Genomic DNA, 24,068 nt, shown 5'->3' with positions numbered 1-24,068 from the left:
AATTTTATTAAAATAAATTACTTTATATTGTGAGGAAATCATGCCAAAAATTGAAGTTAATGAAAAATTATTCTGGAATCTTTTAGGAACAAAATACGACTGGAAAACACAGACAGAACTTTTTGAAAAAAAACTTACTTTTGCAAAAGCAGAGCTTGATGAAAAGCCGGATGAATCTGAACCGGCAGATAAACGTGTAATTAAAATCGAACTTAATGATACAAACCGTCCTGACCTGTGGTCTACAGGTGGAGTTACAAGATGTCTTCGTGAACATGAAGGTGCATCACATTCTGATTATTCCAGCTTTATGTCTTACAAGGATAACATTAAGGATACTGGCAGCAGATATGCTGTTGTAGATCCTGCACTCAAAGACATTCGTCCGTTTATGGTTGCATTTGTTATTTCTGGAAAACCGATTGATGATCCTATGCTTGTAGACATCATGCAGACACAGGAAAAACTTGCATGGAATTTTGGACGCAAGAGAAAGTCTCTTTCAATGGGAGTTTATCGTGCAGCTGGTTTGAAGTGGCCGGTTCATTATGAAGCAGCAGATCCTGATACTGTAAGTTTTGTTCCACTTCAGGATGATAAAAAACAGACTCTTCGTGAAATTGTAGAAAACCATCCGAAAGGAAAAGATTATGGATGGATTTTAAAAGACTTTAACAAGTATCCGGTTCTCAGAGATGATTCAGGAGAAATCATGAGTATGGCACCAATCATTAACAGTGCTACTCTTGGACAGATTGAAGTTGGTGATTCAGAACTTATGGTAGAACTTACCGGTGATAATATGGAAAATCTTATGCTTGCAGCAAGTATTGTAGCATGTGATTTTTATGATGCCGGTTATAAAATTCTTCCTGTAAAAGTTCATCATGAATATGAAACAGGTTTTGGAAAGGATGTTGTAACTCCTTATTATTTCCAGCAGACAACAGATGCCAGACTGTCTGCAATTAATAAAAAACTTGGTGTTAATCTTTCTAAAGAACAGGTTTTAAAAGCTCTTGAACTTATGGGAAATAAAATTTCTGTTTCAGAGAAAGACGGTGATGTTGTATTTACTGTAAGTCCGGCTCCGTATCGTAATGACTTCCTTCATGAAGTTGATGTTATTGAAGACGTTATGATTGGACATGGACTTGATAATTTTGAACCGGTTGCACCTTCTGATTTTACAATCGGACGTCTTCTTCCTATTACACTTTATTCTCGTAAAGTAAAGAACATTATGTCCGGTCTTGGTTATCAGGAAATGATTTTCAATTATCTTGGATCAAAAAAATCATACATTGATAATATGAATGTTGATTCTAAAGATGTAATTGAAATTGCAAATCCTATGAGTGAAAACTATCAGTTCATTCGTCCTTCAATTATTGCTTCTCTTTTTGAAGCTGAAGCTCAGAGTGGAAATGCTGTATATCCTCATAAGATTTTTGAAGTTGGAAAAGTTGCATTTATTGAACCGAGTGAAAATACAGGAACAAAAACAATTCAGTCTTTAGGATTCCTTACTGCAGCAAACAATGCAAACTTCAATGATGCAGCAAGTGAAGTAAGTACACTTCTCTACTATCTTGATCATAAATATGAAGTTGTAGAAACAAATGACCCTCGCTTTATTCCTGGTCGTCAGGCTGGAATTATGGTGAATGGAAAACAGGCAGGAATCTTTGGTGAAATACATCCTCAGGTTCTTGAAAACTGGCAGGTAACTGTTCCTTGTGTTGCCGGAGAAATTGATCTTGAATATCTTATGGCAAATGAGCCTAAGGAACATGCTGCTGTAAAAACTACAGAAGCTAAAGCTGCACCTGCTGCTCCTGCAAAAGCAAAAGAAGAAAGTGCTGATAAAGTTCTTTCTGGAGAAGCTGCTGTTGAACATTTTAATAAATACATTCAGCTTATTGTTGCAAAAGTTACTAAGATTGAAACTAATCCTCAGGGAGATAAGCTTTATATAGAAACTTTGGATGATGGAAGCGGAACACCTCGTATAATTCAGAGTGGACTTCGTCCATATCTTAAAGAAGAAGAAATTCTTGGTAAGAATGTAATTATTGCAGCTAATCTTGCTCCACGTAAGATGAAGGGTGTAGAAAGTCACGGTATGCTTCTTGCTGCAGATTATGAAGAAGATGGAAAAGAAAAGGTAGAACTTCTTACTGCTCCATGGGCTGCACCAGGAACACAGGTTATTCTTGAAGGTGAATCTGAATGTGAAAAACCTGCAAAGATAGATATTGACCGTTTCTGTAAAATTGATTACCGCATTACAGAAAAGCATGCACAGGCTGCAGGAAAAAATCTTGTTGCCGCAGGTCAGCCGATTGTAATGGAAAAAACCGTTAACGGTGAAATATCATAAATAAATTTTAATAGGGCTGTTCATGATAAACAGGTTTTATTATGAACAGCCCTGTTTGTATATTTTTAAATTCAATTCCAGGTAATATAATGTTTACAAATGAAACGCTGAGTGAGTTATTAATCTTGTTTTTACTGCTGCTGGTAAATATAAGGTTTCTTTTTATCAGGAAAATAAAATACGATACACTCTCAGTTGTTGCTATTGTTTGTTTTTTTATTTCTATTCTTAGTATTCTTTCTTTTGGTTTATCTTTCGTAAGATTAATTATTCTTATAGTTTCGTTTTTTACTGCATTGTGGAATATGAGGGCTTTTCAGCGTTTATATTCCGGACTTGTTATTGATAACTTTGGGTTTCTGTCAATATTTTCATCCTTTCTGAATTTTGCATTAACAGCCGTTATTTTTGTATTTGTAATTTATTACAGGGAACCGATTGTAAAGGAAGAAAAGTTTTCTGTAATAAAAACACAGGAATTTTATACTCAGTGTGATAATTATTTTTTTAAGAAAGCAGACGGATTATTTGATAAAAAAAATGTAAGGCTATGGAAAATACAGGAAGGTAAAGACGGATATGTTAAAACTTCTGATGTAAATCATCTTATTCTGTTTGTTGTTCCGGAAGCTTCTTCTCTTGAGATATATCAGCCGTTTTTATATAAACTTGCTCGTGATGGTTTTGTTGTATATGCCGCAGAAGTCAGTTTAAAAGGTGAAAAACTTTTTTCAGGAATTTATAATCTTAAATTTAATAGAAGGTTTTTCAGTAGATATTTAAAATTCCGCAAGCCTGAAAAGTATGCTGAACTTTGTAAGGAAAAAGAATCTGATAGAATAACTAAATGTTCAGTGCTTCTTGATATAGTAAATCCGACGGTTGAAGAAACTGTGCATTTTGTTTTTGATGACGAAACTTCCGTTATGCAGGCTGTGCATGAAAAATATCTTATGCCGTGGGATACTGTTTTTGATTTATCTTCTGTAGAAGCGTATAAAACGGCAGGATATGGTCCTATTGAAAATACTGATCCGGTAATTTGTAAAATTATGAATATTTCGTCTGATAAAAGTTTTTATATAAGCAGTCACCTTGCAACCGCTTTAGAAAAATTAGTATATTATTATCATGAGTAAAAAAACATTTATCATTACAAAGCTTCTTCCGCTGATTCTTTGTCTGTTTGTAATTGGAGCAGATCAGATTACAAAAGCAATTGTCGTAAAAAATATTCCGCTGCACGGAGATTTTACAGCACCTGTTGAGGAACGTGAAATTCCTGTGGCTGGTGATTATATTCAGTTGATTCATGTCCGCAATAATGCAATTGCATTCAGTCTTGGTTCCGGACTTTCTGATACAGCCCGCGTTATTCTGTTTAAGGTTATGGTACTGATTGTAATAGCAGCTGTTTTTGTTATTTATTTCCGGAATAATGAATTTACGAAGCTTCAGCGCTGGAGTATCTGTGGAATTCTTGGCGGCGGGCTTGGAAATCTTATAGACAGGTTTTTCAGACCGGCAGGTGTTGTTGATTTTATAGACTGCTGGTTTCCTAAAAAACTGATAGCAAGCGGCAGATGGCCTACTTTTAATGTTGCAGATATGGCTGTTGTTATTTGCGGCTGTCTCTTTATTTTAACTTTTGTACTTCAGGTTATTGAAGATATGAAAAAGAAAAAAGCATCAAAGGATAAGGCTGATGAATAAAAAAGTTTATACTGGAGTTTTTGTACTTATTGCAACGGCGCTGAATTTGATTTTTACATTGCTTGTTATTATTGCAAGTATTTCTTTGGGAACTGCAGCTTTAAGATTTGTTTTTAAGGTTCCGGAAGGTTCTCAGGTTTATGCTTATGTCATTCTTGGCGGACTGATTTTTGGTATAGTTCTTTCTTTCATTGTTTATACAAAAGTTACGACAAAACTTATTCAGCGTTATAACATGGATGAAAAATTTGAAGATAACTGGTTTGGAAGGAAAAAGACCGATAAGAATGGAAAACCTGTTGTTACAAGAAAAACTAATATGCCTGATTCTGTAAAACTTTCTGATGAGGAAGCTGCTGAACGGGAAAAATGGGATTAATCTTCAATAAAACAGAATACTGTGTTTAAAATAAAAGGGGCTGTCCAAAAAGTTCGTTGCGTAGCGTTCAGTATGAGTCATTGCCGTGCTCGACACGGCAATCTCTTGTATTGTAATTAAATAGATTTTCGGGTCGAACCCGAAAATGACACTTTTTGAACTTATTGGTCATCCCCTGTTTTGTTTGTAATAATATATCAATATCCGTCTGACATACTGCGGTTGATATCTCTCTGATAAAGTTCCTGATAGCAAAGACTGCGTTTTTTAAGTTCGTCTTTAAGGGCCTGAGGGAACGGCATGTAACGCCAGAAAATTCCACGGACTTCTTTTTCGAGTTTCTGAGTTCCGTTAGATTCTTTTGTCATCCACAGAATGTAGTCTTCGATAAAGAACTGCTTTACATCACCTTTCATTTTATGTTCTTCAAGGTACTGATAGTAATGTCCTGTAAGTCCGTCTGTCATCCAGTCAAAGCTGGCTTTTTCTTTTGCAACCTGCCAGCGTAAATCTGCTACGGCTGTAAGACAGGCTGTTCGTAAGTCGCGGGGATACATTGGAATACAGATACGTCCGCGGCTTGTAATTCTGTTATAGCGGTCAAATGGTTCCCAGCAGAATCCGGAATCTCCATAAGTTGGTACCAGCAGAACATAAGGAACGATTCTATGAGGAATATTTTTATGAATACGGCAGAAACATTCCGGATCAATAGATTCAATCCATGTAAGTTCACGGATTACGTTTTCCCTGAAACCTGTATTTTTATCCATGCAATGGAAGAATTCTCTTGTAAATACCGGGAACTGGTTACCCTGACGTCCACATGTCATTTTGGCCATCTGACGGATAGTACCCATTTCTCCGTTAATTTCTTCAAGGCCGACGTTAACTTCCTGAACCATTTCTGATGATTTACTTTCAAGTGTCTGCTCAACAGATTTGGCTTCCTGATATTCTTTTATGTAATTTGTAAGTTCACGGTCAACTTTTTGAAGTGCATGGAATCTCTGGGAGATTTCTGCAAACAAACGGCGCTGATTGTCTGAATAAGGCTGTGTATGTGGTGCAAGTCCGAGAATTTCCGGATGACGGCATAATTCACTGACGCGGTCTTTTACTTCCATTTCGAGCTGGAGTCGTTCAGATTCTTTAACTGTTACAAGGCTTTCTACGCTCTGAAGTTTACCGCTGTTTTTGCTTTTAAGTGCCATGATTCGCTGCTGTTCTGCAGCCGGGCCTCTTGAGGAAGTTTTTACTTCATCTGTAGCACTTGGTTTGAATTTTCCTGTAGCAATTTCTGAAATCCATTCATCCATGTACATGATTGGTTCATTAGTTGTGTTTTTATAAATTGCTCTGGAAAAAAAATCTTTGTGTTCTGGTGCAAAAAGTGATGGCAGTACAACACCAAAGCGCATGGCAAGATGTTTACATTTAGCAGTATTCGGATTTGCCATTTTAGGGGCAAGATTTTTAAGAAATTCCCAGTAAGCTGTGACCATCTGCTGACGGTAAACTGTACGGTCCTTTTTATCCGTACAGTTAAGATATTTAGCCAGAAGCTGATGAAGTCGTTGAGAACTCTGCCCTTCTCCGGTTAAACAGGTTTTGTAATAAGCCGGATCATCATAATCCTTAGAAGGCGTGTCTTCAAAGAACTTTGTAATAGGAGCAAATTGTTTTACGTTAAGGTCTGGTTCGTGAATGCTTTTTGGTCCAGTAGAAACCGGTTTAGCCTGAGCCTGAAGATTTTTAAGGGCGGCTTTTTGTTTTTCAAGCTGAAGGTCAAAAGAATTGTCTTCTACAACATTAGAAAGTAAACCGTCTGAAGGATTTAAAGCTTTTTGCTGTGGCAGACTGTCTTCTGTTTCTGAAAGAAGCGCTGCAATGCTTGGGTCAATTTCGTCACTCATAATGAACAGTATATCATATTTTTAAGTTATTTTCATCTACGAAACATGGTTTTAAGCCTTTATGGATACATTATGTAAGGTGGCAGGTTTATAAGACCAGGTTTTGCATTTTTTTTAGATTCTATTAAAACCATTGTCGGGCTTTTATTTATGGAAGGATAAATAAGCTGCATTCTTTTTGGTTCAAGGCTGTATTTTTTTAATTCAGAAAATATTTCACTTAAACGTTCCGGGCGGTGAATCATAAAAAAGGTTCCGGTGGAATTTAATAATGCGGATGCTGCTTTTATTACATCTGTAAGTTTGCATTTGATTTCATGCCGGGCTATGTTAAGGGCGTTGTTCTTGTTTTCTTTTATGCCTGAATTTGAAGATTTCATATATGGCGGATTTGCCGTTACAATTGTTGCTGAGTTTTTTGGGATAAACTTTTCTATTTCGCATATATCTCCGTTGTAGATTGTAATCTGATTTTGAAGATTATTTAGTTCTACGTTTTTTTCAGCCAGATCAAAAGATTCTTTCTGAAGTTCAATGCCATAGATTTTACTTTTTGTTTTTGCTGCAAGAAGAATTGGAATTATTCCGTTGCCAGTGCATAAATCAACAGTTATGTCGTTGTCATGAATTCTGTTTACTGGTGACAGACAGAACTTTGCCAGTAGAAGTGCGTCTGTTCCATAGCAAAAAAGATTTTTATCCTGAATAAGACTGAAGTTGCAGTCAGGCAGTTTGTCAGTTTGAATAGATGTCATGTTTAAAACTATAAACAAAAGTGGTATTCTTTGGGTAGTGGTATTTTATGATTAAACGTACAGGACATGCAGATCTTCCTCTACATACAGGGATAGTTCCAAAATGGCTTGCAGACAGAATGATGCTGTTAGGAACAGAAATAGTAGAAGCCCTTTTGATTAATTATGGAAAAAAAGAATTTTTACGCAGGATAAGTGATCCTTTATGGTTTCAGTCTTTGGGAAGCGTTTTAGGAATGGACTGGCATTCTTCAGGAATTACTACAAGTGTAATGTATGCGTTAAAACGTGGAATAAATGCCAGGTCCAGAGAATTTGGTCTTTATGTGTGCGGTGGCAGAGGTAAATTTTCCAGAAAGACTCCTGATGAATTATTAGAGATAAGTGATAAAACCGGGTTAGATGGTAATGCTCTTGTTAAATCCAGCAAACTGTGTGCAAAGGTTGATAATACAGCTGTACAGGATGGTTATCAGCTTTATCAGCATAATTTTATTATTTCTACAGAAGGTGACTGGTCGGTAGTTCAGCAGGGAATGAATGTGGAAGCCAAAACAGCAAGAAGATATCACTGGTGTTCTGCTAACTTACGTTCGTTTGTAGAAGAACCTCATACAGGGGTTATTGGTGAGAATTCAGGAGAAATTCTTAATCTGACGGCAGCTGATGCAAAAGAAACCAGGTCTTCTATTTTGAGTTTGTCCAATGAAAACCCTGATACTACCATTCGGGAGTTAAAAGATATAATTCGATTGTCGAATCCAGTTAAAAAGGAATCTTCCGGTCAGCTTTCTTTGTTTGAAGAAGAGGAATCACCTGGGGAAGAAATTATACTAACTAACGGTAGTCGTAATTGTATAATGCCTGCTCATCATGAAGTTCGTGCAGAAGATGTGGATTTGAAGCGTCTGGGTGGAGTTCTGGCTACAGCTTATGAAAACAATAATCCGGATTTTGAAAGTTTACTGCTTACTCCTGGACTGGGACCAAGAACTTTACAGTCGCTAACGCTCGTTAGTGAAGTGATTCATGGAACGCCAAGCCGTTTCAGAGATCCAGCCCGCTTTAGTTTTGCACATGGAGGAAAAGACGGACATCCCTTCCCTGTTCCTACAAGAGTATATGATGAAAGCATAGCAATTCTCGGAGATGCTATAGAAAAGGCAAAGCTTGGTTATAACGAAAAATCTGACTGCTTGAAAAGACTTCATGCTACAGCTCTTCAGATAGAAAGAAACTGTTCTCCAGAAGCAGATTTTGATGCAGCAATTGCACATGAAAAGTTACATTCAAAAGAATGGGGCGGACGTACTTGTAAAGACAGGTAATACCTCTTGATTTATCATTGCATTTATTCTCCATATTATTTAGACTTTTCTCAGATATTTTTTAGGAGAGTTTTAGATGACGGCAGCAACAGTTGCAAAATTAATTGCATTTGCAATTTATCTGGGAATGATGGTTTATGTTGGTTTGAGAAGTGTAAAGAAAAACAACAGTTCATCAGATTTTTTTCTTGGTGGAAGAAAAGTAGGACCATGGGTAACGGCTTTAAGTGCAGAAGCAAGTGATTCTTCAGCATGGCTTTTGATGGGACTTCCAGGTCTTTGTTACCTTGGTGGATTCAGGGAAACCTTCTGGACAGCAATAGGTCTGCTTGCCGGAACATATCTTGCCTGGCTTTTTATTGCAAAACCTTTACGCAAATGTTCAATTGCATTTGGTGATTCAATAACAATTCCTGAATTTTTTACAAACCGTTTTAGAGACAAGACAAATCTTATTTCAATAATATCTGTAGTTTTTATTGTATTGTTTTTTACTATTTATACAGCTTCAGGATTTGTTGCATGTGCAAAACTTTTCCAGTCTGTTTTTGGATTAAATTACTATGTGGGACTTGTAATCGGTCTTATAGTAATTTTGAGCTATACAATTCTTGGTGGATATATCGCTGTTTGTACAACTGATTTTATACAGGGAACCCTTATATTTGTAGCCTTCATAGTTTCTGGAGTGATTGCCGTTATTTCTCTCGGGGGATTCTCTGATTCAATTGAAAGCGTAAAAGTATTTATGGATCGTGCACAGAGCGGAGAATTCGGTGAAATCCTTAAATCGAAGTTTATTGCAAATAAAAATTACAGCGGTATTTCTATTATCTCTGCACTTGCATGGGGTCTTGGATATTTTGGTATGCCGCATATTATTGTCCGCTTTATGGGAATAAGATCAAATGCTGAAATAAAAAAAGCCCGCCGGATTGGTATTTCATGGATGCTTATTGCATACATCGGAACATTTATAATCGGAACTTTGGGAACTTCTTACCTTTATAAACATGGCATTATTCTTGGTGCATCTGTTTCTGGATTTGCAACAGGTGATGCCGAAACTGTATTTAGTGTAACAATGAGTAAGATGTATCCTGCTTTTATTGCCGGAATTTTTTTGTGTGCAATTCTTGCTGCTTCAATGAGTACTGCAGACAGTCAGCTTCTTGTTGCTTCATCAGCTTTTAGCCGCGATATTTTTAAGAATCTTCTTTGTAAAAAGGCTAGTGAAAAAACAGTTCTTAACGTAAGCCGTATCACTGTTTTTGTAATAGCTATTGTAGGATTTATTCTTGCCTTTAATCCTAACAGTTCTATTTTTGATCTTGTAAGCTATGCCTGGGCTGGATTTGGTGCTACTTTTGGTCCTCTTGTTCTCTTAGCACTTTTCTGGAAAGGAACAACTAACAAGGGTGCCATAACAGGTCTGATTCTTGGAGGAGTTACAGTTGTAGTATGGCATGGCATTGGTGCTGACGTACACTGGATATTCGGCATCTATGAGATTATTCCTGGATTTGTAATAAATCTTTTAGGTACAGTTATTGTCAGTTTGTTTGATAAGAATAAGAATCCTGAAGTACTTGCTGATTTTGAAAAGTATAAAGCTCTTGAAGATTAACAGTTAATCTAGAAAAATATAAGCTGCCTTTTAGGAAAGATTTTCTATAAGGCAGTTTTTTTTTGTGAGGAAAGTATGAATGAACTTCAAAAAAAATATGAAGCGCTGAAAGAATATTTCAGAAGTGCTGGATCTGCGGTAATAGCTTTTTCTGGCGGAGTTGATTCTACTTTTTTGATGAAAGTTGCTTCAGATGTTTTAAAAGAGAAGGCTGTTGCTGTAACGATAAAATCGGCTGCTTTTTCCAATCGGGAGTACGAAGAAGTTCTTGCGCTGTGCAGGGAGTATGAATTTAAAAATGAAATTCTACAGGCAGACTGTTTTGCCGTAGATGAATTTGTAAAAAATGTAAAAGACCGCTGCTATTATTGTAAGAAAAATTTTTTTACGAAGATACTTGATTATGCTGAATCTAAAAATATAGGAATTGTGTGTGAAGGAAGCAACATGGATGATACAGGAGATTATCGTCCGGGAATGAAAGCTGTAGCGGAACTTGGTGTAAAAAGTCCTTTAAAGGAATGCGGTTTATATAAGGAAGAAATAAGGCAGCTTTCTAAAGAACTTGGGCTGTCTACCTGGAATAAAAGCAGTTTTGCCTGTCTTGCTACAAGAATCGGCTATGGAGAAATTATAAATAAACATAAGCTGGAGATGATTGATTCAGGGGAACAGGTATTATATGAACTGGGCTTTAAACAGTTCAGGGTAAGACTGCATGGAGAAAACTCTGCCAGAATTGAAATATATACAGAAGATTTTGAAAAGCTCCTGGAAAACAGAGAATATATAGTAAATAAGTTTAAGGAAGCCGGGTTTATATATGTTTCTCTTGATCTTCAGGGGTTTCGTTCCGGAAGTATGAATGAAGCTGTAAAAAATCTATGACGGGCTGTCTGTGGAAAACTACCCTACTTATCCACAGGAAATGTGGAAAAATACCTGAGTTTTCCACAGGCAATACACACTCTTTTCAACTTTACCCTATTGATAAAAAAACGTAAAATATCGGCCTATGGAATTCACACAAGAACAAATGGACGCACTCGTTGTTAACGAAGTGGAAATTATGAAAAAAATTGCTGAAGAATTAAATATTCGTGTTCAGCAGGTTAGCGCTGTTATCAGCCTGGTTAATGAAGGATGTACGATTCCTTTCATTTCTCGTTACCGCAAAGAAAAGCATGATAATTTGAATGAAGTTCAGGTTACTGACTGTGATCACTTATTCAAATCATATAAAAATCTTGAAGAACGCCGTATTGAAATTATAAAGGGTATTTTTAATCAGGGAAAACTTACAGAAACTCTTTATAATGCAGCATCAGGTGCAAAAACTCTTACAGAACTTGAAGATCTGTGGGCTCCGTTTAAGAAAAAGAAGAAGACCCGCGGAATGGTTGCACAGGAAAAAGGTCTTGAACCTCTTGCAGATTTTATTTGCGGAGAAAATGATGAAAAGGCAGTAGAAGCAAAAGCTGCAGAATTTATAAAGACTGATAATGAAGATGCTGCCCTTAATGTTGAATCTGCTGAAGATGCACTTGCCGGAGCAAAAGATATTATTGCTGAACGTATTTCTCAGGATACAAAAAATCGTGAGGCAATTCATGATCTTTACATGGAAACCGGAACCCTTAAGACAAAAGGTGTTGTTCCAGAAGGTCAGGATGCTGAAACTGCAGAAAAGACATCAACATACAAGATGTACTGGGATTATTCAGAACCAATCAATCAGGTAAAGCCGCATCGTATTCTTGCTATAAACCGTGCAGAACGCGAAGGTGCTCTTGAAGTTACTCTCGATGTAGATGTTGAAGCAGCTATTTCAGAAATTCAGAAGAGAGTTAAATATTCAAACAAATATTATGCTGATGCTATTGAAGATGGTGTTGTTCGTCTTCTTTCTCCTGCAGTTCTTCGTGAAATCCGCAGTGATGAGACAGATGAAGCAGATGATCACGGAATCGGTATTTTCAGTGAGAATCTTAAAAACCTTCTTATGACTCAGCCTATTAAGGGAAGCCGTGTTCTTGGTATTGACCCAGGTATTCGTACCGGAACAAAATGTGCTGCTCTTGATGAAACAGGTAAATATCTCGGTTACTTTAAGATTTTCCAGGTACAGCAGCCGGAAGATGCATATAAGCAGCTTAATGATGCTATCGACAAGTATGACATTCAGGTTGTAGCTGTCGGAAACGGTACTGGCTCTCAGGAAGTTCAGGCTGTTGTTGCAAAAGTTCTCAGCGAAAACTATTCTGATGCTGATGTAAAATACACTGTTGTAGATGAATCAGGTGCTTCTGTTTATTCTGCTTCTCCTGTTGCTACGGAAGAATTTCCTGAACTTGACCTTACTATTCGTGGTGCAATTTCTATGGGCCGCCGTCTTCAGGATCCGCTTGCAGAACTTGTAAAGATTGATCCTAAAGCAATTGGCGTTGGTCTTTACCAGCATGATGTAAATCAGAAAAAGCTTAGTGAAACTCTTGATGAAGTTGTTGGTTCAGTTGTAAATCAGGTTGGTGTAAACCTTAATACAGCCAGCTATATGCTTCTTAAATATGTTTCCGGAATTAATGCCAGCCTTGCAAAGAAAATTGTAAAATACCGCGACGAAAACGGAAAGATTACAAGTCGTGAAGATCTCCGCAAGGTTCCGGGTCTTGGACCAAAGGCTTTTGAGCAATGTGCAGGATTCCTTAAGATTGCTGAATCAGAAAATCCTCTTGATAATACCTGGGTTCATCCGGAAAATTATCCTGTAGCATCTGAACTTCTTCCTCTGGTTAAGTCTGGAGAAAAAATAACGGCTGCTGCAAAGAAAGAACTTGCAGAAAAGTATTCTGTAGGTGAAACAACTATTAATGATATTATTGAAGAACTTGCAAAACCTAATCGTGACCCTCGTGACGGCTACCCTGCTCCTATCATGCAGAAGGGAGTTGTTAATTTTGAAGATCTTAAAGTAGGAATGAAAGTAACCGGAAAGATAAAGAACGTTGTAGACTTTGGTGCTTTTGTTGATATCGGTCTTCATGAAACTGGATTGATTCATATTTCTGAATTGAGCGACGAATATGTAAGTGATCCTATGGATGTTATAAAAGTTGGTGATGTAAAGGAATTTACAATTATCGAACTTGATATGGACCGTAAGCGTATTTCTCTTTCTCTTAAGAGTGATGCTGCTTCAAGGGGAACAAGCGGTTCTTCTTCTGGTTCTACAGGAAAGAAAAAGATTGTTGTTGTTAAGAAAGGCGGTGCTTCAGGTACAGCTGGCGGAACAAAATCTTTTGATAAAGGAAATCGTCCTGCAGGTCAGCGCCGTGAAAGACAGAACTATGGAAGTGATGATGGATATTCATACAATCCGTTTGCTGCACTTCTTAAAAAATAAGCTGGCAGAAGAATAATTTTCTTTTCTAAAAACAACGGGCTGTCTGGAAAGTATATGTTTTCCGGACAGCCCTTCTTTTTTATAAAACGCAGAGTCCCCTGCCCCTGAATTTTTTTATTAATTTTTGAATCTGTGGATTTTTTTGAATAACATCTTTTAATTGTGAAACAGCTTTTTTGCGATTCTCTGATGAAGGATTTAACTGCCAGAGAATTTCTGAAATTGTTTTTTGTTCGGAGGGAATTCTTTCTTCAAAAAGTTCTCCTTTGTAATTCCAGATAAGAGTATTATTCATTGTAAGAAGCTTTCCTCCCAGCCAGAAGGCTTTATCTGGATTAACAGGCTGTGCAAAGTTTTCATCCCGTTTTTTTTCGTAAATGGCTATGGCTTTTTCAATTAAATCAGAAGGAATATTTGGTTGCGGAGTTTTAAAATCAAACCATTTTCCTACATTTTTGTTTAATCCTTCTCCATGCATCCAGTGCTGAAGAGCGATGTTTAATCCCCGTCCGAATTTTTCAGATTTATTTTCGCCTTCAAAGTGAAGTCCGTTTTTTGCAAAGATGCCGGCGTTTTTTATTTCAACTGGTTTTAGTTCCGGGTGAAGTCCCTGCTGCCATTCTGAATAGATTCCAGAGTGCCGGGTAAGGACAAATTTATGCCAGAAGCTTGAGTCAAGAAGACCGGCTGCATAAAGCTGTCTGAGTGTTTCCATGGAATTAATTGTATCAAGATCTCCCTGCTGCCAGTATCCGTAAATCATGTATGCATGAACGAGAATGCCGGCTTCCTTAAAAGCGCAGCAGGCACTGACTATAGAGTTTAAATCTGTTCCTTTATTAATTTCGTTAAGGCCGGTACCTGTTGCAATTTCTATGCCGCCACTAACTCCGAGTAAACCTCCGTATGACAGGAAGTCTGCCATATCTCTTGAATATACTTTTTCAAAACGTACGTTTCCCCAAAAAGAAAGCTGGTTGCCTTCGGACATGTTAAGGAGTGCAAATTCCGTAAGGGCTTTTGGGGGAAGAGCTTCGTCTACAAAATGAATTCCGTAGACATTTTTTTCCTGGCACTGGGTTTTAAGACTTTCATATAGAGGCTGAATTTTTGTGGGCTTGTAGGCTTTTACATAATCCAGGGTTGTATCACAGAAAGCGCAGCGGTGCCAGTAACAGCCGTGGGCAAGATAGGCTTTTATCCAGGTTCCGTCACTCCACATTCTTTGCATAGGATTTATGTCATCACAAACCCGTGGATATTCTGAAAAATCGATATCGGTAAAATCAGGTGTAAGGGATGCGGTGTATTCGTCTTCTAATTTCTGTAAGTCTGGATTAACGTCCGTATGTTCATAGGTTTGATTTAGGGTAAATAACTTTAGTTTATAAAGCTTACGGTCGTTAGTTATGGCAGAAGCAGCTGAATCTGGCTTGTTTTCGGGGTTTTCTGAAGTTTTTATTGATGAACATTCGGTAGTTTTTTGAGAGGCAGCTGTGTTCAGGAAACTGGAAGACAGTAAATCGATGTAACTTCCGTATCCTCTGTCATAGCTTAAAGCATCGAAATAATTTGCTAACGAACGTTCGTTGCAATCCCTGAGTTCTGTATTAATGAATCCTCCGCCGGCACATATAAAAAGACTGTCTCCAAAAGCGGATTTCAGGTATTTGCCTGTATATAGGGCTGCAGAAAAAGTTCCGGCAAAAGGTACGGTTATGCAGACCAGCGTTTTTTGATTTGTAGATTCAGAGACTACCGGATGTAATCCTGACGTTGGGTTAAAAACATCCTCCAGTACTTCTTTATAGAATTCCGTAAGAACAGGAGAGGAAAGTCCTTTTTCTATTTGAGAAAAACTTGTTTCACTTACAGTGATTGATTCACCGTAACGGATAAGGGCAAATTCTTTATCAAATACTGCTGTGATGTAATCGGCGATATCTGCCAGTGCCATGGTTGCTAAAAACCTTGCATCGTCTACGGAAGCTTCGTGATTGAGATTTTCCAGATAATTATTCATTCTCATTCCGCGGGGTGCATCAGGAGAAAAAATAAAGCGGTGACATAATTCTCTGGAACTGTAATTTGTTCCGTCTGTAAGAATGTTTATAATAAGGTCTATCCAGTTAATCCATGCCTGACTTTGAGAAAGATAGGACATAAGGTTTGAGAAGGTATTATCATCACCGGAAGTCCGGGCAGTTTGTGCAAGTTTAAGGGCTTTGTTTTGAGTAAGGTTAAAAAGTTTAGTAAGTCCGTCTTTAGAAAAAATCTTATGAAACAGTTTAATACTGAGATCGTACCATTTTACTTCATGGCCAAGCTTCTTAAAGAAAGAAGACAGGTATGCACCGCTGGGATATGCGGTATTAAGTTGAACTAATGGCGGTTGAATAATAATAACTTTCATAGAATGAATTTACACTTTTTACAGACATTCGGCAATTTTTGATGTAGAATGCACCGCGAAAATGGAGAAAAAATTATGAACGAAGAACTTATTAACGATTACAAAAACTTTTTAGACAACGGAAAAACTGAGAGGGAGTGCTGCAACGCCATTGTAGCTCTTGCAGAAAAAAACGGATACAAAAATATCTGTGATGTAACTTCACTTAAAGCCGGCGATAAAGTTTATGTAACAAAATTTGGTAAAGCCGTTGCGCTTTTTGATATCGGTACTGATGACATTCAGAACGGTATGAATATTCTTGGTGCTCATATTGATTCACCGCGTCTTGATGTAAAACAGAATCCAGTTTATGAAAAAGATTTTGTTGTATATCTGAACACTCATTATTACGGTGGAATTAAAAAGTATCAGTGGGTAACGCTTCCTCTTGCAATTCATGGTGTTGTATGTAAGAAAGACGGAACTGTGGTTAACGTAAGTATTGGAGAAAAGGAAGATGATCCTGTTTTCTGTATCAGCGATATTCTTCCTCATCTTGCACAGAAGCAGATGAAAGAAACTGCAAGTGATTTTATTCCTGGAGAAAATCTTGACCTGATTATCGGCAGCTGTGATCCTAAAACTGATGATAATTCAGAAGGACATTCTAAAGCAGAAAAAGATTCTGCTAAGAAAAATATCCTCAAGCTTCTCGAATCAGCATACGGAATTACAGAAAAGGATTTTGGTTCAGCAGAACTTGAAATTGTTCCTGCAGGAAAAGCAAGGGATCTTGGATTTGACCGTTCTCTTATTCTTGCTTATGGACAGGATGACAGAAGCTGTGCCTATACAAGTGCCCGTGCTCTTTTTGAATCAAAGGCAGAAAAAAGAACAAACGTTTGTATCTGTGTTGATAAAGAAGAAATCGGAAGTGTGGGTGCCACCGGTATGGCAAGTCATTTCTTTGAGAATGCTGTTGCAGAAGTTGTTGACCGGCTTGGGGAATATTCTGAACTTAAAGTTCGCCGTGCATTAAATAATTCAAATATGCTTTCAAGTGATGTTAATGCTGCATATGATCCTATGAATGGTGATCTGTATGATAAAGCAAATGCATCTTTACTTGGCGGTGGAATTGTATTCAACAAATATACTGGAAGTCGCGGAAAGAGTGGTGCAAGTGATGCATCTCCTGAATTTATTGCTAAGCTTAGAAATGTTCTTGATAAGAATAATGTAAAGTATCAGATGGCAGAGCTCGGTAAAGTTGACCAGGGTGGCGGCGGAACAATTGCATATCTTGCTGCAAAGTATGGAATGTATGTTCTTGATGCAGGCGTTTCTGTTTTAAGTATGCATGCTCCATGGGAAATAACTTCCCGTACGGATATTGAGGAAGCTTATAAAGCATATAAGGCATTTCTTACTATATAAATTGTGGTAAGATAATATTTTTTTAAATCTGGTTATATAAAAACCTTGTAAAACCTTGTATTTTGTTAATATCAATTTTATTTAACAATTTACGAGGCTTTTATGAAAAAAAATATCTGGATCGTATTTGCATGTATTTTTGGATTTTTGCTTTCTTCCTGTGCTCAGGAAGAAGAACTGCATATTTATTCAATTATTCATGAGGAAGAAACCCAGGCATTAACAGATCTTTTTACAAAAGAGACGGGAATTAAGGTTTCTTTTTTACGGGCAACAACTGGAGAACTTGTAAACAGGATTATAGCAGAACGTGATGATCCTCAGGCTGATATTCTGCTTGGTGGTGCAACAGCATATCATATGCAGGCAGCGGAAGCAGGTGCTTTAGAGCCTTATGTTTCTCCTCTTGCAAAAAATATTCCTGAATATGCACTTTCTCCTAATGGAGAATATACCGGATTTTGTATTTTGACTTTGGGAATTGGAGTAAATACAAAGCGTTATGCTCAAAAATTTTCTTCAATTCCTGAGCCAAAAACATGGGAAGATTTGTTGAATCCTGCATATAAGGGAGAAATAGTTCTTACTAATCCGATAGCTTCTTCAACAGCTTATCTTTTTGTTCAAAATCAGTTACAGCGGCTTGGATGGAATAAAGGCTGGGATTATCTTTTGACACTGGCCCCTCTTGTTGGACAATTTCCTACTTCAGGTTCTGCACCAGCAAAATTAATTGGAACCGGTGAGTATGCTCTTGGTGTTTCTTATATTCATGCCCTTGCAAAGTATAATGCTGATGGTTTTGATGTAAAAGTTATTGCTCCTCCGCAATCTGTAGGTGATGTTGACTGTATTGCAATTACAAAGAATACAAAAAATCTTGAAGCTGCAAAAAAATTTGTAGATTTTATGCTTTCTCCAAAAGCACAGGAACTTATGAGTTCAATTGATTTTACACTTCCGGTAAATCCTGATGCAACACCAGCAAAAGGTTCTGTTGCTTTAAGTGAGATTGATTTAATAGATTATGATTTAGATCTTGCTGCAACTCAAAAGAATGATGTTCTGGAGCGTTGGGCAAAAGAAGTAAAATAGATTGCAAATGCAGTGCAAGCAGAAAGGAAACGTATGAAGATTGATTTTAGAAAAAACAGTAAATCATTATTAATTGTTTGGCTTCTTTTGATTATTCTTTTTATAGGATTTATAGTTTTTCCGCTTTTCTGCGTTTTACTTTCTGCCGGAATAAAAGATTTTAAGCTTGTTTTTTCTTCTGCAATTTTTAAGGAATCCGTAAAGAATACTTTTTTTGAATGTATTTTTTCTTCTCTGGCAGCCGTTATAATTGGATATTTTTTTGCATACGCCGTTGTAAAAACAAATATTCCCTTTAAGCGTTTTTTTTCGTATGTTCCCCTTGTGCATTTAATGACACCTCCTTTTGTAGGCGGGCTTGCGTTCATTCTTTTGATTGGAAGACAGGGGTTTATTACGCATACGCTTTTAGGACTTGATATTTCGCTTTATGGTTTTAAAGGACTTGTAATAGCCCAAAGTCTCTGTTTTTTTCCGCTGTCATATTTAATTTGTCTGCAAAGTCTGCAGGGAATAAATCAGAATCTTGAGCAGGCAGCACGAAGTATGGGAGCCGGAAGTTTAAAAATCTTTTTTACAATTACACTTCCACTTAGTTTTTCAGGAATAATTTCTTCATTTTTGTTTGTAGCCGTAAATGTTTTAAGTGATTTTGGAAATCCGCTTATTGTAGCAGGAAGGTTTAGGGTTCTTGCTGTAGAAATTTATACACAGCTGACAGGCTGGTTAAATATAAAAACAAGTGCAGTTCTTGGAATAATTCTTGTTATTCCTTCTGTGATATTATTTTTGGTTCAGAATTATTTATTAAAAAAACAACTTACAAAAGCTTCTATGAATTTAAATTTTAATCCGGAAAAGTATTATAAGTCATCGTTAAATTCTGATGTAAAAAATTTCAACAGGCCGGCAACAATAATCTTTAGTTTTTTTGTCATAGTTGTTTCTATTTGTGTAATGCTGCAGTTTGTAGCGATTATTTTTGGTTCTTTTCAGAAGCTTTGGGGAATTAATACGACCTTTACGCTGAATCATATAAAATCAGTCTTGTCCGGCAGATATTCTGTTTCTTTGAAAAATTCTGTGAGTTTTGCTTTGATTTCTGCAGTTTTAAGTACGGTCATTGCGGTTTTTTCTTCTTATGTGGTTCATAGAACGGAAATGCCTTTAAAAAAGACTCTGGATATTTTTGCACAGATTCCATCTTCAATTCCAGGTTCACTTTTAGGACTTGCTATTCTTCTTGCTTCAAAAAAAGTTGGTTTTAATAATTCGTTTGTGCTGATTATAATTGCCATGACTGTAGCATTTTTGCCTTTCAGTTATAGAATTATTTCACAGTCATATTCCACAATTAAGACGACCCTTGATGATGGTTCCCGGTCGCTTGGTGCAAATCAGCTTTTTACTCTTACAAAAATAATAGTTCCTCTTAGTGCGGACGGAATTTTTGGCGGTTTTATTTATGATTTTATTCGTGGTGTCGGAACTTTAAGTGCTGTAATTTTTTTAGTTTCTTTTAATACGCCATTAACTTCTATTAATATTGTAAATCTGGCAGAGCAGGGAGACTGGGGAAAATCAGCTTCTCTGGCATTAATTCTGACGGTTTTAACTTTTGGTATTCTTGCGATTGGAATTGTTGTTTTGAATTTTCTTAAAAAGCATAAGGAATAAACATTTGTACTAAAATTAGGCTAGCTTTTTTAATATTCAGCTTAGGAGGAATATATGCCTTTACTTGAACTTGAGAATATAACTTTTGGATATAAAGATGAACCTGTTATAAAAAATTTTAATCTTAGTGTCGAAAAAAGTGAATTTACTACGCTTTTAGGTGCAAGTGGCTGTGGAAAAACTACAGTTTTGCGACTTATTTCTGGTTTTTTAAATCCGCAAGGCGGGCTTATAAAAATTAATGGAGAAATTCAAAATAGAATACTTCCAAACAAGCGTAAAATCGGAATTGTTTTTCAAGACTATGCACTTTTTCCTCACTTAACTGTTGAGCAGAATCTTTACTATGGATTAAAACTAAAAAGTGACTTCAAAAAAAATAAAAAGGAAAATGAAGAGCGTGTTAATCAGGTTGCAAAAAATCTGGGACTAGAAAAACTTTTAAAGCGTCTTCCTGGAGAACTTTCTGGTGGCCAGCAGCAGCGGGTTGCCCTTGGACGTTCACTTGTACTGGAACCAGAGATTCTTTTGATGGACGAACCACTTTCTTCATTAGATACAAATCTTAGAGTAAGAGTTCGGGAAGAACTTAAAGAAATTCAGCAGGAACTTAAAATTACAACAATTTATGTAACCCATGATCAGGAAGAAGCTCTTAGTCTTTCAGATAAAATAGCTGTAATGAAAGACGGAAAAATAATTCAGTATGATAATCCCCATAAACTTTATTTTGAACCGAAAGATGAATTTGTTGCAAATTTTGTAGGTCGTGCCAACATAATTTATGAAGGTGAAAAAAAATATTTAGTTAGACCTGAGTGGATTAGAATTCAAAAATTAAACGAGGGAATTGCGCAGGGAAATGCAAAAGTTTTGTCGTCTTCTTTTTTTGGTGATGTGATTCAATATAAATTAGATTTTAATGGAAGAAAAATTGTTGCCTGTACAAACAGTGCTCTGGAAGTAATAAAACAGAATGAGCATGTTAATGTAGAAATTCTAAGAAAATGGCCGTTGTAATTTAAGTTTCTATAAAATGGTAGTTGTTTTTATTATGATAAATTGTGTAAAATGAATCATTATAACATTGCTGCTTAACGAAAAAAGAGGAAATGGAGTTTTTTATGAAAAGGTTTTCATTAGTAGTGATGGCATTGGTTTCTTTGTTTGCAGCTGGCTGTAAAAAAGATAATGCCAAAGAAAAGGTTTATACTCCGGAAGAAAATCGTCTGATTAAAACCGGATGGTATAATGATTATTCTGAACATGTAAAAATTGTTTATCTTACATTGGGTAATGCACCTTCAAATGGTGCAACGGATGAAATGCTTAATAAGCTGAATAAAATTCTTACGGAACGGGTAAATGCAGAACTTGAAATCATGTACCTTCCGTGGAATAACTATCTTAGTGAATACAACAGACTTTTGTCCCGCAAGAATGGTAAGATTGATTTAGTCGGTACAGCTACAGACTGGCTTGATGCATGGAAGAATACAAAGCTCGGAAACTTTGCTGTTCTTTCTGAAGAAAATTTGAGACAGTATGCAAACAAAACTTATTCACAGGTTTCTGCAAAAGGCGACTGGAATCAGTGTAAGTATCAGGGAAAAATTTATTTGATTCCTGAAGATAATTATGCACAGTGGATTAATCATGGATTTATGTACCGTAATGACTGGGCAAGAGATGCAGGTCTTGATGGTGTGCATTCATGGAATGATCTTACAAAATATTTTTCTTATTTAATCAGTTTGAATAAACCTGGTTTTGTTCCGTGGGATGCAAAGGGTGATACAGATATTGCCGGTGGTTATATTCTTTCTGCAACAGATTTCCTTGTTCTTGACGGTGTTAATGCTTACGGTCTTTTTGGTGTAAAGAAATCAGATCTTTCTAAGATTGTTTCACCTTATTTTGAGGGAAGGGAATTTATAGAATTTGCTAAACTGATGAAACGCTGGAATGATATGGGTGTATGGAGAAAGAATGTTCTTACTTCAACTTCTGATAACCGTACGCAGTTCTATTCAGGAAAGTCTGGTGTTGAGCAGCATCATACACAGACCTGGTATACACAGGTTCGTGCAGAAATGGATAACAGGTTCCCTGGTTCTGATGTTGGATTTTTCTGGTTTGGAGAAGAAAAAAAGAATGTTACGACTATGACTGTAACTCATGGTGCAATGGCTCTTTCTTCTGCGTCAAAACAGAAGGCCCGCGCTCTTGCAGTATATGATTTGATTCGTAATGATCCTGAATGTTATCGTCTTTTCAATTATGGTATTGAAGGCAAACAGTATGAAATCGTAAAAGGTAAGGATGGTAAGGATTATTATAAGAGACCTGCAGGATATAACGGAGACAGAGACGGTATTGTAACTGATTTCTGGTGGGGTCGTAATGATAATCTTGAGGTTCGTGATATTGGTGGTTCCTGGGATGAATTTGAAAGCATAAATAAGATTTATACTGCCAATCAGATGGTTTATCCTTTTGGTGAAATTGTCTGGAACGTAGATTATGTTAACTGGGAACTTATAAAAATTAGTGAAGTTTGTGAAAAGTATTTTAAGAACATAACTTATGGTCAGGTTGATGATCCTGAGGCATATGTAAAACAGTTCCGTGCAGAATTAAAAGAGTATGGAATTGAAACTGTAATTGCAGCTCTGCAGGAACAGCTTGATGATTATTATGCTGAACGCAGAAGATAAAAAATAATTCGTTTTTAATTATTTAAAACAAAAGAAGCCGTCCGTGTGATTTATGAAACGTATCTCATGAACCACAACGGGCGGCTTTTTTTATTAAGCAGCTTTAAGCTGCTTTAAGTGAACTACTGAAGAAGTGAAAGTACGTTCTGTGAAGACTGGTTTGCCTGTGCGAGCATAGCAGTTCCAGCCTGCTGAAGAACCTGGTTCTTTGTAGATTCAACAATTTCTTTAGCCATGTCTGTATCACGGATGCGTGATTCAGAAGCCTGAAGGTTTTCTGCACCAACATCAAGACCAACAACTGTCTTTTCAAGGCGGTTCTGATAAGCACCGAGGTCAGCACGCTGCTTGTTGATCTTCTTGATAGCTTCATCCAAAGTACCGATTGCGCGGTTTGCTTCATCAGGAGTCTGAAGAGTCATGATTTCTTCTGTTCCAACATTGCGGAGTCCAAGAGCAGATGCACTCATAGTTCCGATGTAAACCTGAGTTCTCTGGTCCATGTTAGCACCAATGTGAAGCCACATAGAAGCAGTTGGTGTATTTTCACCAGTTGGGCGAGCGAAGCGTCCTGTAAGCATGTTCATACCGTTGAACTGTGCACAAGAAGCGATGCGGTCAACTTCAGCGATGAGTGAAGAAACTTCAACCTGAATCTGCATACGATCTTCATCAGTGTAGATACCGTTTGAAGACTGAACAGCAAGTTCGCGGATGCGCTGAACGATATCTTCAGTTTCCTGGAGGTATCCTTCTGTTGTCTGGATGAAAGAAATACCATTCTTAGCATTTGTAGATGCCTGGTTCAAACCGCGGATCTGTGAACGCATTTTTTCAGAAACTGCAAGTCCTGATGCATCGTCTCCAGCGCGATTGATTTTCATACCAGATGAAAGTTTTTCCAGGTTTTTCTGGTGATTTACTTCCGTGATTCCCTCTGAACGCTGTGCAAACATTGCACTCATGTTGTGATTAATAACCATAATGTATCTCCTTATACAATTTCTAGAGTTACAAGCAGTTGCCTGATGGTCTGCCGCCCTCCCGGGTTGTTTTTGACACCCTATACTTCTTTTTTCGGAGATTGAAAATTTTACTTTAGCAAAAAAATAAAAATTTTTAGAATTTTTTTTAGGTTTTGTTAACTTTTTGTAAATGTATATGATATGAACATATCTTAAACCTTATGAGTTATAGGTTTTCTTTACATATATTGAAAAAATAAAAGCAATTTTTTAACATA

General features: G+C 36.9%; 17 protein-coding genes. 13 read left to right on the top strand and 4 right to left on the bottom strand.

From position 1 onward, the window contains the following. Nucleotides 1–40 precede the first annotated feature (40 nt). The 4 genes from pheT (at nucleotide 41) to HNP77_RS06100 (ending at nucleotide 4,475) form a co-directional block, all read left to right on the top strand. Nucleotides 41–2,383, top strand: a complete 2,343-nt coding sequence (gene pheT, locus HNP77_RS06115; protein WP_184652292.1) for a phenylalanine--tRNA ligase subunit beta — start codon at nucleotides 41–43, stop codon at nucleotides 2,381–2,383. 305 nt (nucleotides 2,384–2,688) lie between these two features. Continuing rightward, the gene (locus HNP77_RS06110) at nucleotides 2,689–3,522 is read left to right on the top strand and encodes a hypothetical protein (protein WP_184652291.1); all 834 of its coding nucleotides are present in this window, start codon (nucleotides 2,689–2,691) and stop codon (nucleotides 3,520–3,522) included. Beyond that, complete coding sequence (gene lspA / locus HNP77_RS06105) at nucleotides 3,515–4,096, top strand: signal peptidase II (protein ID WP_184652290.1); 582 nt, start codon at nucleotides 3,515–3,517, stop codon at nucleotides 4,094–4,096. Before HNP77_RS06110 ends, lspA begins: the two co-directional genes overlap by 8 nt. Next, on the top strand, nucleotides 4,089–4,475 hold the full coding sequence (locus HNP77_RS06100) for a hypothetical protein (RefSeq protein ID WP_184652289.1): 387 nt from the start codon (nucleotides 4,089–4,091) through the stop codon (nucleotides 4,473–4,475). The genes lspA and HNP77_RS06100 overlap by 8 nt, the downstream gene beginning before the upstream one ends. Before the next feature lie 197 nt (nucleotides 4,476–4,672). Here HNP77_RS06100 and HNP77_RS06095 read toward each other — a convergent pair whose 3' ends face one another. Next, complete coding sequence (locus HNP77_RS06095) at nucleotides 4,673–6,391, bottom strand: hypothetical protein (RefSeq protein WP_184652288.1); 1,719 nt, start codon at nucleotides 6,389–6,391, stop codon at nucleotides 4,673–4,675. A 59-nt stretch (nucleotides 6,392–6,450) separates the two neighbouring features. After that, nucleotides 6,451–7,146 (bottom strand): tRNA1(Val) (adenine(37)-N6)-methyltransferase, encoded by a 696-nt coding sequence (locus HNP77_RS06090; RefSeq protein WP_184652287.1) that lies wholly within the window; start codon nucleotides 7,144–7,146, stop codon nucleotides 6,451–6,453. A gap of 47 nt (nucleotides 7,147–7,193) precedes the next feature. On the opposite strand from HNP77_RS06090, the gene HNP77_RS06085 reads away from it, so the two are divergent. The 4 genes from HNP77_RS06085 to HNP77_RS06070 all read left to right on the top strand — a co-directional run bounded on the left by HNP77_RS06085 (nucleotide 7,194) and on the right by HNP77_RS06070 (nucleotide 13,504). Then, entirely contained in the window at nucleotides 7,194–8,474 is a 1,281-nt protein-coding gene (locus HNP77_RS06085) for a DUF763 domain-containing protein (RefSeq protein ID WP_184652286.1), read from the top strand. Between the two features lie 76 nt (nucleotides 8,475–8,550). Next, nucleotides 8,551–10,101, top strand: coding sequence for a sodium/proline symporter PutP (gene putP / locus HNP77_RS06080; protein WP_184652285.1), 1,551 nt, complete (start codon nucleotides 8,551–8,553; stop codon nucleotides 10,099–10,101). A gap of 75 nt (nucleotides 10,102–10,176) precedes the next feature. Then, nucleotides 10,177–10,989 (top strand): ATP-dependent sacrificial sulfur transferase LarE, encoded by an 813-nt coding sequence (larE, locus tag HNP77_RS06075; RefSeq protein WP_184652284.1) that lies wholly within the window; start codon nucleotides 10,177–10,179, stop codon nucleotides 10,987–10,989. Between the two features lie 127 nt (nucleotides 10,990–11,116). Next, nucleotides 11,117–13,504, top strand: a complete 2,388-nt coding sequence (locus tag HNP77_RS06070) for a helix-hairpin-helix domain-containing protein (protein ID WP_184652283.1) — start codon at nucleotides 11,117–11,119, stop codon at nucleotides 13,502–13,504. Between the two features lie 79 nt (nucleotides 13,505–13,583). Here the strand turns inward: HNP77_RS06070 and HNP77_RS06065 are convergent, their stop codons facing one another. Next, the gene (locus tag HNP77_RS06065) at nucleotides 13,584–15,917 is read right to left on the bottom strand and encodes a radical SAM protein (RefSeq protein ID WP_184652282.1); all 2,334 of its coding nucleotides are present in this window, start codon (nucleotides 15,915–15,917) and stop codon (nucleotides 13,584–13,586) included. Between the two features lie 75 nt (nucleotides 15,918–15,992). Between HNP77_RS06065 and HNP77_RS06060 the strand changes: the two genes are divergently transcribed. The 5 genes from HNP77_RS06060 to HNP77_RS06040 all read left to right on the top strand — a co-directional run bounded on the left by HNP77_RS06060 (nucleotide 15,993) and on the right by HNP77_RS06040 (nucleotide 22,825). Beyond that, nucleotides 15,993–17,336: an aminopeptidase gene (locus HNP77_RS06060; protein WP_184652281.1), complete on the top strand. Its 1,344-nt coding sequence runs from the start codon at nucleotides 15,993–15,995 to the stop codon at nucleotides 17,334–17,336. A 102-nt stretch (nucleotides 17,337–17,438) separates the two neighbouring features. Further along, on the top strand, nucleotides 17,439–18,431 hold the full coding sequence (locus tag HNP77_RS06055; protein ID WP_184652280.1) for an ABC transporter substrate-binding protein: 993 nt from the start codon (nucleotides 17,439–17,441) through the stop codon (nucleotides 18,429–18,431). 33 nt (nucleotides 18,432–18,464) lie between these two features. Beyond that, nucleotides 18,465–20,108 (top strand): ABC transporter permease, encoded by a 1,644-nt coding sequence (locus HNP77_RS06050; protein WP_184652279.1) that lies wholly within the window; start codon nucleotides 18,465–18,467, stop codon nucleotides 20,106–20,108. 54 nt (nucleotides 20,109–20,162) lie between these two features. Further along, nucleotides 20,163–21,128 carry an ABC transporter ATP-binding protein gene (locus HNP77_RS06045; protein WP_184652278.1) on the top strand — a complete coding sequence of 322 codons (966 nt, stop codon included), beginning with the start codon at nucleotides 20,163–20,165 and terminating at the stop codon, nucleotides 21,126–21,128. Nucleotides 21,129–21,232: 104 nt separating this feature from the next. Continuing rightward, nucleotides 21,233–22,825 (top strand): DUF3502 domain-containing protein, encoded by a 1,593-nt coding sequence (locus HNP77_RS06040; RefSeq protein ID WP_184652277.1) that lies wholly within the window; start codon nucleotides 21,233–21,235, stop codon nucleotides 22,823–22,825. A 122-nt stretch (nucleotides 22,826–22,947) separates the two neighbouring features. On the opposite strand, the gene HNP77_RS06035 is transcribed toward HNP77_RS06040, so the two are convergent. Beyond that, on the bottom strand, nucleotides 22,948–23,808 hold the full coding sequence (locus tag HNP77_RS06035) for a flagellin N-terminal helical domain-containing protein (RefSeq protein ID WP_184652276.1): 861 nt from the start codon (nucleotides 23,806–23,808) through the stop codon (nucleotides 22,948–22,950). Nucleotides 23,809–24,068: the final 260 nt, after the last annotated feature.

The organism is Treponema rectale (genome assembly GCF_014202035.1).
GTDB classification, from domain to species: Bacteria; Spirochaetota; Spirochaetia; order Treponematales; family Treponemataceae; genus Treponema_D; species Treponema_D rectale.
This window is presented reverse-complemented; position numbering and strand designations above follow the sequence as displayed.